We start from the raw sequence: 15,970 nt of genomic DNA on the forward strand, positions 1-15,970 counted from the left end.
CAGCCTAGCCGATGTGCTCCTCCAGGGCGCGACGCATGGCGGTGCGGGGGGCACTAACCCCCGTGAACTGCTCAAATTGGCTATAGGCCTGGTGCGCCAGCATGACGTGTCCGCCCACCGTGCGGAAGCCATTGGCGGCCGCCTGGGTGCACAGGGCGGTGGGCCAGGGATCGTAGATCACGTCCAGCACCCGGCTATGGGCCAAATCCTGCACGTAGTCCGCAATAGCCGCGCTCGGCACGGTGGAGACGATCACCTCGGCGCCGCGCGCGAGATCGGCAATATTCACCGACTCATCGCCCAGCACGTGCCCCACCACTTCGCAGGAGGTGCCCGCCGTCAAGGGACGCAGTTCCGCAAGCCGATCGCTGCGGTTGAGCACGTCCACGCGCTGCACGCCTCGCTGTGCCAGGGCATAGAGCGCGGGCCGAGCCGTGCCGCCGGAGCCCACGAGCAGCGCTCGCTTGGGTGAGCGCACCCCCAATTCACCCAGGGCCCCGAGGATTCCCTCCACGTCCGTGTTATCGGCGCGCCAGCCGCCGTCCACGCGCACCAAGGTGTTGGCCGCGCCGATGGCGCGGGCGCGCTCCGTGGCCTCGGTGGCATATTCCAAGGCGGCAAACTTCCCCGGCATGGTCACCGAGAATCCGGCGTACTCCGGGCCCGCCTGCCCCACCACCTCGGGCAGTTCCTCCGCGCCGCACTCCAGGCGGAGGTATTCCCAATCCGCGAGGTCCGCCGCCGCATAACCCGCCTGGTGCAGCACCGGGGAGAGCGAGTGGGCGATGGGGCTGCCAAGCACCGCCGCGCGCCGAGGGGTGCTCATCGGTTGCTATCGAGGATTCCGCTGTTCAGGGCCTCGTCCACGGAGCGCTGGTGGGAATCGAAGTCATCGTTGAACACGGTGGTGCCCTGTTGATCCACGGTGACAAAGAAGAGCCAGTTGCCCTCCGCCGGATTTTCCATTGCCTCGATGGCGTCATCGGAGGGGGCCGCGATGGGCGTCTCCGGGAGCCCGTCCTTGGCGTAGGTATTCCACGGGGTGACCCGGGCGCGGTCGGCGTCCGTGGTGGCCACCTCCTGCTCGGAGAGGCCGTAGTTCACCGTGGAGTCAAACTCCAGGCGCATGGGCTCGTGCAGGCGGTTGAGGATCACTCGCGCCACCTTGTCAAAGTCCCCGGCCGGGGCCTCGCGCTCCACCAAGGAAGCGGCGGTAAGCAACTCGTACGGGGTCAGGCCGATGGCCTGGGCGCGCTGCTCGATGCTCGTGGATTCGTAGTAATCCGCAGAGCGGGTGATGAGGTCCGTCAGGATGGCCTTGGCATCCATCCCGGGGTCAATCACGTACTGGCCCGGGCGGATCAGGCCCTCGATACGACGGGGGTCATCGCCACGCTCCAGCACCGAGGCCACCGCCCAATCGGGCACGCCCAGTTCCTGCGGGGCGGTCTTGGCCGCCACCTGCTGAAGTTGCTCCACCGTCACGCAATTGCCATTCCCGGATTCCGCGCAGGATACCTCGGAGATCATGGTGTAAATGCCCTTGCGGGTATCACCGGCCACCACCGTGACGTCCATGAGGGTGGAGCCGCCCTGCACGTCCAGCATCTCCACCTTGTTGGCGGGGTTGAGCAGCGCCGCCACGGCGGAGGCCGCGCTCATCTCCTCCTGGAGGCGGTAGAAGCCCGGCTGAATGCTGCCCGCATTGGGGTTGCTAAAGGCTGCGCTCTGGTAGGCGGCGTCCGTCTTAACGATGCCGCGTTCCTCTAGTTCCACGCCCAGCTCGGACACGGAGGAACCCTCCGGCACCTGCACCAGTTGCACCACGCCGTTGCCCTCGCCCTCGTAATCGTTGCCACCCACGGCTCCCACCACGTTCAAGGCGATCCAGCCCAGGGCGCCAACAATCAAGATGATGGCGGCCACGAGCACCGCAGCGCCGCGCTGACGGCGCTTCACGTACTTGGGGTCCATCCGACGCCCCTTGGGCGAGCGGCGCGGTTTCTTGGTCATTGAGACTTCTCCTCGTCGTCGGCAATGGCGTAAGCGCGGCCATCAAGCCAGGTTTGCAGGATCTCCACCGCTGCGGCCTGGTCGATAAATGCTCGCCCTTTCTTGGCGCTGACCCCCGAGGCCTGGAGGGCCTGGGTGGCGGCGACGGTGGTCAGGCGCTCATCGGCAAGGCGCACGGGCACCTTGTTCTTGGCCTCACGCAGCCGCCGTCTGATACGGAACGCAATATCTTTAGCGTGCTTGACGCTGATTGACCCATTCCCCTTGAGGTCGCGGGGTAGCCCCACGATGACCTCCACGGCCTCGTAGGACTCGATGATCTCCATGAGACGATCGATGTCGCCCTGGTCGTATTCCCCCAGCCCCGTCTCGCGGGGCACGGTCTCCACCGGCGTGGCCAGCATGGCGGCGCGGTCGCTCACGGCCACGCCGATGCGGACGGTTCCCACGTCAATGCCCACGCGCCGACCGGCACCCGGATCATTGGCACCGGGGGTGTCCACTCTGACCGCCATGAAAGACCACATACCTCCTGGGATGGATAACAATAGAAAATGGCCGCAAAAACCGTACCTACCAGGCAATACTGATACTCCGGCGCACCAAGATCACACACAGTGTAACGAAATGGTCACAGAACACCTAATGGTCGTGACCTTTTCGCAATATACTTATACGGTAATTCCCCCGACTATGCGAGCGGTGCGAGGAAGATTACAGCGATTCCAGCTCCCGCTTAACCGCCTCAAAGCCCTCTACCAGGCCTTCTTCCTTAGCACCGGAGCCCTGCGCCATATCCGCCTTGCCGCCGCCGCGACCCGCCACGTACTGCCCCAGGAGCTTCACCAGCGCACCGGAGTTGATCCCGCGATCCACCGCAGACTTGGTGGCGGCCACGATGAAGGGCACGTTGCCCTTCTCCTCATTCTCCGCGGCGAGGATAACCACCGCATCCTCCGAGCCAAAGCGCTGACGGGCCTCGGTGGCCAGCACGCGGAGATCTCCCGCCGCCGTGTTCTTGGGCAGGCGGGCGGTGACCACGCGGAAGCCATTGATGGTGGCTGCCGCAGCGGCAAACTCCGCAGACTGGGCCGCCAACTGCGCCCGGTGCAGGCGCTCCACGGTCTTTTCCGTCTCCTTGAGCTTGGCCGTGAGTTGCGCAATGCGCTCCGGGAGATCGGCGCTGGGGGCCTTGAGCATGGTGGCCAGGCCCGAGGCCAGGGCCGTCTCCTTGGACATGTGGGTGAAGGCCTCCATGCCGGAGTAGGCCTCGATGCGCCGCGCCCCGGAGCCCACGGAGGACTCCCCCAGCACGGAGATCGGGCCGATCTGGGAGGAATGAGCCACGTGGGTGCCGCCGCAGAGTTCCATGGAGAACGGGCCGCCGATCTCCACCACGCGCACCACGTCCCCGTAGTTCTCGCCAAAGAGGGCCATGGCCCCCATCTTCTTGGCCTGCTCCAGGGAGGTTTCGGTGGTGTTCACCTGCCAATCGGCGTCCACGGCCTGGTTGGCAATGCGCTCGATCTCGCGCACCTGCTCCGGGGTCAACTGATCGGTGTAGTTGAAGTCAAAGCGCAGGTAGCCGGGGCGGTTCAAGGAACCCGCCTGTACCGCCGTGGGGCCGAGCACCTGGCGCAGCGCGGCGTGAATGAGGTGCGTGGCCGAGTGCGCCTGGCGCGCACCGTGGCGCCACGCGCCGTCCACGGAGGTAGTCACGGCGCTACCCACGTCGAGCCCGCCCTTGGTCACGGTGGCCTTGTGTACCCAGAGCTTCTTGCCGATCTTCTGCACGTCGTGGACGTCCAGGAGGGCGTCGCCGGTACTGATCTGACCGCGATCGCCCATCTGGCCACCGGACTCCGCGTACATGGGGGTGGAGTCCAGGATGACCTCCACCTCTTGGCCCTCGCGGGCCTCCCCCACCAGGGAGCCCTGGCTGAGCAGGCCCAGCACGGTACCGGGGGCCTCCAGGGCGGAATAACCCACGAACTCCGTGGGATGGTTGTCCACGAACTCGCGGTACATGGAGAGATCCGCGTGGCCGTGCTTCTTGGCCTGGCTATCGGCCTTGGCGCGGGACTTCTGCTGCGCCATCGCGGCTTCAAAGCCCGCCATGTCCACCTCCAGGCCGGCCTCGGTGGCCATTTCCAGGGTGAGGTCGATGGGGAAGCCATAGGTATCGTGCAGTACAAAGGCCTGGTCGCCGGTGACGGTGCTGGCCTTGTCCTTCTTGAGCGTCTCCACGGTCTGCTCAAAGAGGTGCGTGCCGGATTCCAGCGTCTTGAGGAAGGCCGTCTCCTCGGCCACGGCCACCTTGAGAATGCGCTCGCGGTTCTCCGCGATCTCCGGGTAGGAGGGCGTCATGGTGTCCATGATGGTGTTCATGAAGGTCTCCATGGTGGTGCCCGTGGCCCCCAGCAGGCGCGCCGAGCGCACGATGCGGCGCAGCAGGCGGCGCAGGATATAGCCGCGCCCCTCGTTGGAGGGGGTCACGCCGTCCAGAATGATCATCATGGCGGTGCGCGAGTGATCCGCGATCACGCGGAAGCGAATGTCCTGGGCGCGATCGCTCTGGGGATCCTCGTAGGCGGTGCCGGTGATCTTCTCCGCAGCCTCGATCACCGGGCGCAGCAGATCCGTCTCATAGACGTTATCCACGCCCTGCAAGATGCAGGCCACGCGCTCCACGCCCAGGCCGGTATCAATGTTCTTCTTGGGCAGGGGGCCCAGGATCTCAAAGTTGCCCTTGCCGGTGCCCTCCCCGCGCTCATTCTCCATGAACACGAGGTTCCAGATCTCCATGTAGCGGTTATCGTCCGCGATGGGTCCGCCCTCTTTGCCGTGCTCCGGGCCACGGTCGTAATAAATCTCCGAGGAGGGGCCGCAAGGGCCGGGAATACCCATCGACCAGTAATTATCCTCCATGCCCAGGCGCTGAATCCGCTCGCGCGGCACGCCCATCTTCTCGTGCCAAATATCGGCGGCCTCGTCATCATCGAGGTACACGGTCACCCACAGGCGCTCCGGGTCCAGGCCGTAGCCGCCCTCCTCCACGGAGCCGGTGAGCAGCGTCCAGGCGTGGCGGATGGCACCCTCCTTGAAGTACTGGCCAAAGGAGAAGTTGCCTGCCATCTGGAAGAACGTGTTGTGCCGGGTGGTAATGCCCACCTCATCAATATCGAGGGTGCGCACGCACTTTTGAATCGAGGTGGCCGTGCCCTGAGCAAAGGGCGGGTTCTGCTGCCCCAGGAAGTAGGGCTTGAACGGCACCATGCCGGCATTGACGAACAACAGGTTCGGATCGTCCAGGATCAGCGAGGCGCTGGGTACCTCGGTGTGACCGGCGGCCACGAAGTGCTGGGTAAACCTCTCCCGGATCTCATGAGTCTGCACGAGCGTCTCTTCCTTACTATTCGTCCATTACTACGGGTGGTTACTTTACCTCAGAGGGGGCACCGCCACGTCCCCCTACCGTCGCTTGGTTCCCCGCACCATGCGGCGCAGCCGCCCCAGGTAATCGCTGATCCGCTTTTCCCCGCCGTGCTCGGTGGGCTGGTAATACACCGCGTCGTCTAATTCCTCGGGGATATAGCGCTGCTGCACCACCCCGCGCGGGTCATCGTGGGGGTATCGGTACCCCACCGCGTTGCCCAGGTCCTTGGCCCCGGAGTAGTGCCCATCGCGCAGGTGCGGGGGCACGTGCCCGATCCTGCCCGCGCGGATGTCGGCCTGGGCGGCGTCGATAGCCCGCACCACGGCGTTGGACTTGGGCGCGGTGGCCAGGTGAATGGTGGCCTGGGCCAGCACGATCCGCCCCTCCGGGAAGCCGATCTTTTGCACGGCCTCGGCCGCCGCCACCGCCGTGGGGAGGGCCGTCGGATCGGCCATACCCACGTCCTCGCTGGCGTGAATGATCAGCCTGCGGGCGATGAAGCGGGGATCCTCCCCCGCCTCGATCATGCGGGCCAGGTAGTGCAGGGCGGCGTCTACGTCGGAGCCGCGAATGGACTTGATGAAGGCACTGATCACGTCATAGTGCTGGTCACCATCGCGGTCATAGCGCACCACCGCGCGGTTCACGTTGGCCTGCACCGTCTCCGCCGTGAGTTCCTCGCCGTCCGCCACGGCCTCGGCCGCCGCCTCCACGTAGGTGAGCACGCGGCGGGCGTCTCCCCCGGCCAGGCGCACCAGATGATCCACGGCTTCCTCGGAAACCGTGATCCGCCCGTCCAGGCCGCGCGGGTCCGCCACCGCCCGGCGCACGAGCACCCGCAGGTCCTCTTCCGTGAGCGGCTGCAATTGCAGTAGCAGGGAACGCGAGAGCAGCGGAGCGACCACGGAAAAGGAGGGATTTTCCGTGGTGGCCGCCACCAGAAGCACCGTGCGGTTTTCCACCGCCGCCAGCAGGGCGTCCTGCTGTGTCTTGGAAAAGCGGTGCACCTCATCGATGAAGAGCACGGTGCGCTGGCCGCGCGCCAGATCCCGGCGGGCCTGCGTAATCACCTCGCGCACTTGCTTCACGCCCGCGCTGAGCGCGGAGAGCCCCACGAAGTTCTGGCCGGTGGCCGCGCTGATCAGGGAGGCCACGGTGGTTTTCCCCGTGCCCGGCGGGCCGTAGAGGATCACCGAGGCCTCGCCGGAGCCCTGAATGAGGCGGCGCAGCGGGGTGCCTGGCCCCAACACGTGCTGCTGGCCCACCATCTCCTCCAGGCTGCGCGGCCTCATCCGCGCCGCCAGCGGGGCGGAGGGGGAAACCTCGAAGTAATCGGCCGCATTGTGTACGGCGGCGCCCGCGGCGGGTTCCTCCGGCCCAAAAAGCGATTCCTGTGCCACTGGTGCTTAGGCTTTCGACGTCCCGGCGGCCCGGTCGGGGGCATCGTCGAGGCGAAGAACCACCTCCCGGGCGAAGTCCGTCACCGGCCCGCCATCGCGGGCGGCGTAGCGGTGCAGCGCGTCAAAGGTCTCGTAGAGATCCCGGCGGATCATCTTCTCCTCCTCGCTAAAATCATCCTGCTGCGCCGGGCGCAGCAGCCGCTCCACCGGCAAGACCTGTTCCTCCTCCAGGCCGATGGAGGAATCCCCGGCGGCCTCCGCCACCGCGTGCACCAGGTTATGCGAGGTGCCCAGGTGCATGGAGGTGACCTCCCCCAGCGCCAGCCCCACCAGGGCGGTAACCAGGCGGGAGCGCAGGGCATTCTCATCGCGCACCTCAGGCCAGAGGTCGGCCACCTCCCGGGCCCAGGCATCGATGAAGGCATCCGCCTCATCATCGCTGATGGTGCGGGCGAAGAGGAACTGCGGGAAGCCCGCCACCACGCTGGCGAGGTCAAAGGCGGTATCGCGGAAATCGGCCCACTCGTAATCCAAAAAGTGTGTGCGCTCGGCCACGATGATGTTGTCCGGGGAGAGATCAAAGGTGGTAAAGGCCCGCTGCCCTCCGCGCAGGCGGCGAATAGCCTCGCGCGCCACCCGCTCCACCGCGTCCGGGACGGCGATCCCCGCCTGGCGCACCAGGTCAAGACCGTGGCGGATACCGTATTCCTGGGCCGCCACCCGGTAGCGATTGATCTGCGCAGCGCGGGGGTGCGAGCGCGCCATGCGCGAGCGCAGGGAGAGGAAGTCCTGCTCCCGCTGGGCGGTGGCGGCGTGCATGAGGCCCAGGGCCTGACCGAGGTTACGCAGAATGTTGATCCGGCGCTCCTCGTCCCCGCTGGTGAGCAGGTCCGCAAAGGTATCCCCATCGCCGGAGTCCGTGATCACGATGATCCGCTCCGCGATGTCATAGGCCAGCAGCACCGGCCCGGGGCGCACGTCCTCCCCCAGCGAGGTGGTGAACTGATAGGCCACCACCTCGCGCACCAGGGCAGCATCGTCCAGGGTGTCATCGGTGACGGGAATGTACTTCACCACCGCCGAGCGCTCCTGAAGGAAAGGATTGGGGCTCAGTTTCACCCGGTGCACCACGGCGTTGCCGCCCCCGGTGAGCAACTCCGCATCCACGCAGCGCTGGGTTCCGCCAAAGCGCTTGGATAATAAGGCCTCGGCGCGATCCAGAATCTCCTGGTTACTGAGCAGCAAATCGCCACATCCCTCGTGCTCTCACGGGCTGTTAGCCCTGGTTGTCCGCCTTCTTCGCGGACTTAGCGTCAATGCCGGATTCCTTGCGCTGCTGCGCGGTGATCGCCGCCGGGGCGTCGGTTAGCGGATCGACGCCGCCGCCGGACTTGGGGAAGGCAATGACGTCACGTATGGAATCAAAGCCACCCAGCAGGGAGACGATGCGATCCCAGCCAAAGGCGATGCCGCCGTGCGGCGGGGCACCAAAGGCAAAGGCGTCCAGCAGGAAGCCAAACTTCTCGCGGGCCTCCTCCTCCGCAATGCCCATCACCTTGAACACGCGCTCCTGCACGTCGCGGCGGTGGATACGGATCGAGCCGCCGCCGATCTCGTTGCCATTGCACACGATGTCATAGGCGTAGGCCGTGGCCTCACCGGGGTTCTCATCAAAGGTGTCCAGCCACTCCGGCTTGGGCGAGGTAAAGGCGTGGTGCACGGCCGTCCAGGAGGAGTTGCCCAGGGCCACGTCGCCGGAGGCGGTGGCATCGGCAGCGGGCTCGAACAAGGGAGCATCCACCACCCAGGTAAAGGCCCAGTCGCCCTCCTTGATCAGGCCCAACTTGGCCGCGATCTCCCCGCGCGCGGCACCCAGCAGGGCGCGGGAGGACTTGGTATCACCTGCCGCAAAGAAAATGCAGTCGCCTGGCTGCGCGCCCACGTGCTGGGCGATGCCCGCGCGCTCCTGCTCGGTGATGTTCTTGGCCACCGGCCCAGAGAGTTCGCCGTCCTCGCCCACCAGAATGTAGGCCAGGCCCTTGGCCCCGCGCTGCTTGGCCCATTCCTGCCAGGCATCGAGTTGGCGGCGCGGCTGGGAGGCCCCGCCGGACATCACCACGGCACCCACGTACTCGTTTTGGAATACGCGGAAGGTGGTGTCCTTGAAGAACTCCGTGCACTCGGTGATCTGAATATCAAAGCGCAGGTCCGGCTTGTCCGAGCCGTACTTCTCCATCGCCTCCGCATAGGTCATGCGCGGAATGGGGGTGGGGATCTCATAGCCAATGAGCTTCCACAGTTCCACCAGAATTTCCTCGGCCAGGGAGATCACGTCCTCCTGGTCCACAAAACTCATCTCCACGTCCAGCTGCGTGAACTCCGGCTGGCGGTCCGCGCGGAAATCCTCATCGCGGTAGCAGCGCGCGATCTGGTAGTACCGCTCCATTCCCGCCACCATGAGCAACTGCTTGAACAACTGCGGGGACTGCGGCAGGGCGTAGAACGTGCCCGGCTTCAATCGCGCCGGAACCAGGAAGTCGCGCGCGCCCTCCGGGGTGGAGCGGGTGAGCGTGGGGGTTTCAATCTCGGTGAACTCGTGCGCGTCGAGCACCGCGCGGGCGGCGCGGTTAGCGCGGGAACGCAGGCGCAGCGCCTCGCCCTGCTCCTTGCGGCGCAGGTCCAGATAGCGGTAGCGCAGGCGGGTCTCCTCGCCCACCTCGCCGCTAGCGGAGGGGTCGTCGATCTGGAAGGGCAACGCGGCGGACTCGTTGAGCACCTCCAGCGCGGTGACGTTCACCTCGATCTCGCCGGAGGGCAGGTTGGGGTTCTCCGAGCCTGCGGGGCGGGCCTCCACCACTCCGGTGACCTTGACCACGTACTCGCTGCGCAGGTCGTGCGCGCGGGTGGCCACCTCGGAATCGCGGAATACCACCTGGGCAACGCCGGAGCGATCGCGCAGATCAATAAAGATCACGCCACCGTGATCGCGCCGCCGGGCCACCCAGCCCGTGAGGGTGATAGTTTGACCGGCATGTTCTTTGCGGAGTTCCCCCGCAAGGTGAGTACGCAGCACGGAGCCTCGGATCCTTCCCCTAGATACTTCTGGTAAATAGTACAACCGCGTAGTTTACCTCCCCGGGGCCTTTCCGGGCGCGAGGCCCCCGCGCGCGCCTCGCTCACCTCCTGCTCAGGCCACCGCCTGTGGCAGCATAGTCAGCATGACTTTCCGCAAAGACGCCTCCTATAACACCGGCCGTGCCTCCTCCTCGGGCGGCGGGCGCGGGGGCCTCATCGCCGGAGGCGGCGTGGGCACCCTGGTGATCGTGGGGCTGTATCTTTTCCTCGGCGGCAACCCCTCCGATCTCGGCAGCCTGCTCAGCCAGGGCGGTGGACTTTCCACCGACCGCAACTCCGGGAACTACAGCCTGGAGCACTGCCAGGGCGCCGCCGAGGACGCCAATGCTCACGACGACTGCCGCATGATCGCCACGGCACAGACGCTCGACGAGGTGTGGGAGACGCTCCTGCCGGAGCAGGCGGGGCTCGCCTATACCCAGCCCGGCCTGAATCTCTTTCAATCCTCCGTGAACACCGGCTGCGGGGCAGCCAGTTCCGCCACCGGGCCGTTTTACTGCCCCGGAGATGAGACCGTGTACCTAGACGTCTCCTTCTTCGAGCAACTGGCCACCCTGGGCGGCTCCGCCGGCCCGCTGGCGCAAATGTACATCGAGGCCCACGAGTTTGGTCACCACATTCAGAACCTGGAGGGAACCCTGGGGCTGAGCGATTATCGCAATCCCGGCGCGGACTCCAACGCCGTGAAGATCGAACTTCAGGCGGACTGCTACGGCGGGCTGTGGGCGCACTACGCCAATAACAATCACGGCCTGGAGGCCTTCAGCGAGGAACAACTCAACCAGGCCATCGAGACGGCCGGGGCCGTGGGCGACGATAATATCCAGCGCCGCTCCGGGGGCGAGGTCAATCCCGAAGGCTTTACCCACGGCACCTCCCAGGAGCGAAAGGAGGCCTTCCTCCGCGGCTATGACACCGGGAAGATGGCCTCCTGCGACACCCTAGAGCGCGGCGTTTACCAGGGATAAAACCTAGACCTGCAACTCAGGGTGCAGATCCTTGTGCTTGAGCACCCGCTGCTGCCGCGCCGCCATCGAGGAGATCAGCAGCGCGAGCACGCCCACAAAGAGCAGCACGCCCACGGCGGTGATCGCGCGGTGATCCCCGGGCTCCGCCCCCAGGATGGAATAGCGGAAGAGATTGACGCTATAGGTCATGGGGTCCACGGGGTGTACCCACCTAAAGAACGCGGGCTGCGTTTCCACCGGGTAGAGCCCGCCGGAGGAGGTGAGTTGCACCGCCATGAAGATCATGCAGAACACGCGCCCGGCGGTGGCCCCCACCACGGCATTGATCATCTGGCTCACCGCCACGAATACCGCCGATACGCCCCACATGCAGCCCAGCATGAGCAGGGGGTGCTCGGAGTTCAGGCCGATGAGGAACTCCAGCACCGCCCACACGATGGTGGCCTGGGATACGCCCACGATCACACCGGGCAGGTAACTGGCCAGCACCGCGCGCAGCGGGCTGGTGCCGGAATCCACGGCCCGCAATTGCAGGGGGCGCATGACCATCCACATGGCAAAGGATCCCATGAACAGCGCCATGCTCATGAAGAAGGGGGCCAGGCCCACGCCGAACTTGGTCACGTCCTGATCCACCAGTTCCCGCTGCACGGGCTGCCCGGCGGCGGTGGCGGCGTCGCTCAGGCGCTGCCCCTCCCAGGTGGGCACCTGTGAGGCTCCCTGGCCCAGGCGCAGGCTGAGTTCTCCGGCCCCGTCTCCGAGGCGGCCCAGGCCGCTGGCGAGGTCACCCGCCCCGGTATCGAGGGTCACCAGGCCGTCACGCAGGGCGGTGGCCCCCACGGTGAGTTGTCGGCTGCCCTCCACGAGTTGGCTGGTGCCGTCGGCAAGCGTGTTCGCTCCCACCCGCAACTGCGCGGAGCCGTCCTTGAGTTGGGATATTCCGGCGGCGAGTTCCCGGGAGGCGCTGGCGGCGCGGTTCATGCCGGAGCGGTACTCGGAGACGGGGTTGCCCAGTTGATCCGCGATCTGCTGGGCTCCGCCCTGGAGTTGCAGCAATTGGTCAATCTTTTCCGGGCCCAGCCCGGCCTCCCGAATGCTGGCGGCCAGGCCCTCCACATCCGCGGCCAGACCGTTGGTGGGCGGCAGGTTGGCCTCGCGCAGCATGGCGGCGGCGTTATCCAGGCGGCCCACGAGGTCCTGCTGCACCCCGGCCACGGCGTTGAGGCTATCCACCACCTGATTCACCCCGCCGGAGACCTGCCCCGCGCCGTCGGCCAGGCGCTCGGTGCCCTCGTTGAGTTGGCTCAGCCCATCAGCTAGTTGCTGGGAGCCATCCTTGGCGCGGGCGAGGCCGTCGTCAAGCTGCCCGGCGCCGTCTGCGAGTTTATGCGCACCGGCATCGGCCTCCCCGAGTTTCTCGGTGAGGGTGCCGGAGCCATCGGTAAGTTGCTGGGAGCCGTCGGTGAGTTGCCCGGCGCCGTCGAGGAGTTGCTGGGAACCATCGCGGGCGGAGGTGGAGCCATCGGCCAATTGCTGGGAGCCGTCCACGGCCTGCCCCATCTTCTCCCCGATGGTGTTGAAGCCCACCAGGAGTTGGTTGCTGATCTGCTTGCCCAACTCCGCGTCAATGGCTTGAAGCATGATGAGGGTGGCCTGATTGCCCACCATCGTGGGAATGAAGCCGTTGTTGTTGTACAGGGCCACGTTGAGTTTGGCGCTGTGGGGGTGCTCCGAGTTCACGCTGACGGCGGCCTGGGAGAAATCCGTGGGCAGTTCCACCGCAAAGTAATAGTCTCCCTGCGCCACTCCCTTTTTGGCCTCCTCGGCGGAGACGAGGTGAAAGTCCAGCTCATCGGATTGGAGCATGTTCTCCGCCACCTGCTGCCCGGCGTTGAGGGTGGTGCCCTCGCGCTGCGCACCCTGATCGGAGTTCACCAGGGCCACGGGGAGTTTATTCATGTGGCCGATCGGATCGTAATAGGCCCACACAAATAGCCCGCCGAATACCAGCGGCAGGCAGGTGACCACGAGGATCGCCAGGCGCGGGAGGAGCCCGTGCCCAAAGCGGCGGAACTCGGAACCAATATGGAACAGAGACATCAGTTTTCCTCCGAAAGCGTGGGGATCTGATCCTGGTTGGCCGGAATCTGCGCCGTGGGCGCTGCGGATGCGGTGGGCACCGCGCCGGAGGTTCCCGCGGCCAAGGAAGCCGCGTCACCGTCGGTAGCCTCGGTAAGCTCAGTAGGCTCAGTAGACGTGACTGCGCGACGCCCCCCGCCCTCGTGCTCCTCCCCCATAGTGCGCAGGTCGATCACCCGGGTGGCGATGCCGGAGAAGTCCGGGTTCACCGTGGAGGCCACCACGGGCAGGCTCAGCGAGAGTTCGCGCAGTTCCGTCAGGATCTCATCGCGCAACTCCATATCTCGCACCTGGTCAATATCGTCCACGATGAGCACGGCGGCGTCGGCACGCGAGACGAGCGCCAGCAGCACGCGCAGCCGGAAGCGATCGTGGGGATCGATCTCCCCCACCTTGGTGCGCAGATCAATGTCCAGCCCCAGGGGCTGCAACCAGGGGCGCACGAGGTCGTGATCGAGCAGGTCCTTGCCCACCCGCTTCCACCAGGGGCTGGCCCAGTTCACCTGCTCGCGCAGCACCGCGCGCACGGGCACGATGCGGTCGAGGGAATCCACCTCCGCCGCGCCCGCCAGGGCCACCATGCGGAAGAGGTCGGTGTGCTTCTGCACCGTTTTTCCCCGGTGTTCCAGGGTGACGGAGCCCGCGCTGGGGCGTCGCCTGCCCGCCAGCGTGAGGCTGAGCGCGGTGTGGTAGTTCTCGCGGCTATTGCGCAGCAACGTGAGCCCGGTTCCCACGGAAAAACTCCAACCGGGTTCCGGCTGATCGGCCTGCACGCGCACCTGGTTAGCCGCCAAGGTAAAAGCCGAGCGGTGCCGGGCCCTTCTCCCATCGTTCATGGTGATACCTCTGTTCACAGTCAAGTGGAGGATAAACTATCACTTGCTAACGCCTCATACTTCATTCATGGACGCACGGTGTCAAGCCGCGCACAGTACCCCACCAGCCACACCAGCCCCACGGGCCCCAGGAAAGGAAGGTTCCCGCGCCGTGCGTATCGACGCCCGCGAGCGCAGGCAACGCATTATCGACGCCGCCTGCGACCTCTTCCGCACCCATCACCCCGCCGAGGTCACGATGGAGCGCGTGGCCGAGCGCGCTCAGGTGGGCATCGCCACCGTGTACCGCAACTTTCCCGACCGCGAGGCCCTCAAACTCACCTGCGCGCTCTATCTCCTAGAAGTAGTAGAGACGATCGAACTCGATACCCTCACCCACCTTGCCGCCGACCCCGCCCGCGCGGAGCACACGTGGCGTCGATTCGTGTTTTCCCTCGTGGACCTCGGCACCGGAGCCCTCGTGCCCGCTCTCGCCCCGGCCTCCCTGAGCGACCTCGGCCCGGAGGGTGCCAAGCATCGCACCCTGGTGCGTCAGCACACGCAAGCGATCCTGGACGCGGCCGCCCGGCACGGCCTGGTTTCCCCCGCGCTGCGCGCCCATGAGTTCGTCACCCAACTCACCGTGCTCACCCGCCCGCCCGTTCCCGGCGTGCACAGCCTCAACCCCGAGGTGACCTCGCAGTTGGTGGAGTCGTATCTGGACCATCAGCGCACCCTGGGTACGCCGGATACGCCGGGGCACGGCGTCGATTAGCGCGCCCCCTTCGCCCGGGAATAGGTTAGGCTCAAAGTTGTTGATATGTCACAGAAAGGCCGCAAGGGCGGCTCCAGAAATAGTTATTAAGGAGAAGATCATGCAGTTTGGCATCATGAGCGTGGGCGACGTCACCCAAGACCCCACCACCGGCCGCACCCCCAGCGAGGCCGAGCGCATCGAGGCGATCACTGCCATAGCCCTCAAGGCCGAGGAAGTGGGCCTGGACGTATTTGCCACCGGCGAGCACCACAACCCGCCCTTCGTACCCTCCTCGCCCACCACGCACCTGGCCTACATCGCCGCCAAGACCACCCGGCTGCGGCTTTCCACCTCCACCACGCTGATCACCACCAATGACCCCGTGAAGATCGCGGAGGATTACGCCTTCCTTCAGCATCTCTCCGGCGGCCGCAATGACCTCATGCTCGGTCGTGGCAATAGCGGGCCGGTGTACCCGTGGTTTGGCAAGGACATCCGTCAGGGTATCCCGCTGGCCGTGGAAAACTACCACCTGCTGCGCCGCCTGTGGCGCGAGCGCACCGTGAACTGGGAAGGCAAGTTCCGCACCCCGCTGCACGGGTACACCTCTACCCCGTGGCCGCTGGACGACGTCCCGCCCTTTGTGTGGCACGGCTCGATCCGCTCCCCGCAGATCGCGGAGCAGGCGGCCTTTTATGGCGACGGCTTCTTCCACAACAACATCTTCTGGAACAAGGAACACACCGCCTCCATGGTGAACCTGTACCGCCGCCGCTTCGAGGCCTTCGGGCACGGCCGCGCCGATCAGGCCATCGTGGGCCTGGGCGGGCACGTATTCCTGGCCGATTCCGAGGCCGAGGCAAAAAAGCAGTTCCGCCCCTACTTTGATAACGCCCCCGTGTACGGCCACGGCCCCTCCCTGGAGGAGTTCAGCGAGATGACGCCCCTGACCGTGGGCACCGCCGAGCAGGCGATTGAGCGCACCATGCAGTTTGCGGACTGGGTGGGCGATTATCAGCGCCAGCTCTTCCTGGTGGATCACGCCGGACTGCCGCTGGAGGTGGTGCTGGATCAGATCGAGCGCCTGGGCCGAGACGTGGTGCCGGAGGTGCGCCGCCGCATGGAGGAACGCCGCCCCGAGCACGTTCCCTCCGATCCGCCCACCCACACCAGCCTGCTGGCGGATACCACCCGCAGCAACCCGCACTTCCAGGTCAGCCCCGGTGCGGCCGCACAGGAGAAAGAAAACAAGGGCACCCAGGCCTAACTCGCCTACACTGGCACGGCAATACGCCACTGAGGAGGAA

Annotated in this window: 12 protein-coding genes; 3 read left to right on the plus strand and 9 right to left on the minus strand. The window is 66.0% G+C overall.

Annotated features, from left to right (window positions below; all coding sequences use genetic code 11):
- Positions 1-4: 4 nt before the first annotated feature.
- The 7 genes from OLW90_RS06115 to aspS form a co-directional block, all read right to left on the minus strand.
- Positions 5-826 (minus strand): shikimate dehydrogenase, encoded by an 822-nt coding sequence (locus OLW90_RS06115; RefSeq protein ID WP_319649199.1) that lies wholly within the window; start codon positions 824-826, stop codon positions 5-7.
- Complete coding sequence (gene mltG, locus OLW90_RS06120) at positions 823-2,013, minus strand: endolytic transglycosylase MltG (RefSeq protein ID WP_319649200.1); 1,191 nt, start codon at positions 2,011-2,013, stop codon at positions 823-825. Before mltG ends, OLW90_RS06115 begins: the two co-directional genes overlap by 4 nt.
- Positions 2,010-2,528, minus strand: a complete 519-nt coding sequence (ruvX, locus tag OLW90_RS06125) for a Holliday junction resolvase RuvX (protein WP_319649201.1) — start codon at positions 2,526-2,528, stop codon at positions 2,010-2,012. The genes mltG and ruvX overlap by 4 nt, the downstream gene beginning before the upstream one ends.
- Before the next feature lie 199 nt (positions 2,529-2,727).
- A complete protein-coding gene (alaS, locus tag OLW90_RS06130; protein WP_319649202.1) occupies positions 2,728-5,409 on the minus strand; it encodes an alanine--tRNA ligase in 2,682 nt (893 codons plus the stop codon).
- A 75-nt stretch (positions 5,410-5,484) separates the two neighbouring features.
- Positions 5,485-6,849: a replication-associated recombination protein A gene (locus OLW90_RS06135; RefSeq protein WP_319649203.1), complete on the minus strand. Its 1,365-nt coding sequence runs from the start codon at positions 6,847-6,849 to the stop codon at positions 5,485-5,487.
- 6 nt (positions 6,850-6,855) lie between these two features.
- On the minus strand, positions 6,856-8,094 hold the full coding sequence (locus OLW90_RS06140; RefSeq protein WP_319649204.1) for a phosphotransferase: 1,239 nt from the start codon (positions 8,092-8,094) through the stop codon (positions 6,856-6,858).
- Positions 8,095-8,125: 31 nt separating this feature from the next.
- The gene (gene aspS / locus OLW90_RS06145; protein ID WP_319649205.1) at positions 8,126-9,922 is read right to left on the minus strand and encodes an aspartate--tRNA ligase; all 1,797 of its coding nucleotides are present in this window, start codon (positions 9,920-9,922) and stop codon (positions 8,126-8,128) included.
- Positions 9,923-10,067: 145 nt separating this feature from the next.
- On the opposite strand from aspS, the gene OLW90_RS06150 reads away from it, so the two are divergent.
- Positions 10,068-10,952 carry a neutral zinc metallopeptidase gene (locus OLW90_RS06150; protein WP_319649206.1) on the plus strand — a complete coding sequence of 295 codons (885 nt, stop codon included), beginning with the start codon at positions 10,068-10,070 and terminating at the stop codon, positions 10,950-10,952.
- A 3-nt stretch (positions 10,953-10,955) separates the two neighbouring features.
- Here the strand turns inward: OLW90_RS06150 and OLW90_RS06155 are convergent, their stop codons facing one another.
- Entirely contained in the window at positions 10,956-13,052 is a 2,097-nt protein-coding gene (locus OLW90_RS06155) for a YhgE/Pip domain-containing protein (protein WP_319649207.1), read from the minus strand.
- Positions 13,052-13,927, minus strand: a complete 876-nt coding sequence (locus OLW90_RS06160) for a hypothetical protein (protein WP_319649208.1) — start codon at positions 13,925-13,927, stop codon at positions 13,052-13,054. The genes OLW90_RS06155 and OLW90_RS06160 overlap by 1 nt, the downstream gene beginning before the upstream one ends.
- A 151-nt stretch (positions 13,928-14,078) precedes the next feature.
- Here OLW90_RS06160 and OLW90_RS06165 point away from each other — a divergent pair, with 151 nt between their 5' ends.
- Together OLW90_RS06165 and OLW90_RS06170 are read left to right on the plus strand one after the other, a co-directional pair.
- Complete coding sequence (locus OLW90_RS06165) at positions 14,079-14,681, plus strand: TetR/AcrR family transcriptional regulator (protein ID WP_319649209.1); 603 nt, start codon at positions 14,079-14,081, stop codon at positions 14,679-14,681.
- A 100-nt stretch (positions 14,682-14,781) separates the two neighbouring features.
- Positions 14,782-15,930, plus strand: coding sequence for a CE1758 family FMN-dependent luciferase-like monooxygenase (locus tag OLW90_RS06170; protein WP_319649210.1), 1,149 nt, complete (start codon positions 14,782-14,784; stop codon positions 15,928-15,930).
- The last annotated feature ends 40 nt before the right edge of the window (positions 15,931-15,970 follow it).

The sequence above is a fragment of the Corynebacterium sp. 21KM1197 genome (assembly GCF_033783015.1).
In the GTDB taxonomy this organism is placed as follows: Bacteria; Actinomycetota; Actinomycetes; order Mycobacteriales; family Mycobacteriaceae; genus Corynebacterium.

Excerpts from the sequence above, each read along its gene's own strand:
- OLW90_RS06160 (WP_319649208.1), bottom strand. The coding sequence starts at position 13,927 with ATGAACGATGGGAGAAGGGCCCGGCACCGCTCGGCTTTTACCTTGGCG.
- OLW90_RS06150 (WP_319649206.1), top strand. The coding sequence starts at position 10,068 with ATGACTTTCCGCAAAGACGCCTCCTATAACACCGGCCGTGCCTCCTCC.
- OLW90_RS06155 (WP_319649207.1), bottom strand. The coding sequence starts at position 13,052 with ATGTCTCTGTTCCATATTGGTTCCGAGTTCCGCCGCTTTGGGCACGGG.
- OLW90_RS06115 (WP_319649199.1), bottom strand. The coding sequence starts at position 826 with ATGAGCACCCCTCGGCGCGCGGCGGTGCTTGGCAGCCCCATCGCCCAC.
- OLW90_RS06170 (WP_319649210.1), top strand. The coding sequence starts at position 14,782 with ATGCAGTTTGGCATCATGAGCGTGGGCGACGTCACCCAAGACCCCACC.
- mltG (WP_319649200.1), bottom strand. The coding sequence starts at position 2,013 with ATGACCAAGAAACCGCGCCGCTCGCCCAAGGGGCGTCGGATGGACCCC.
- ruvX (WP_319649201.1), bottom strand. The coding sequence starts at position 2,528 with ATGGCGGTCAGAGTGGACACCCCCGGTGCCAATGATCCGGGTGCCGGT.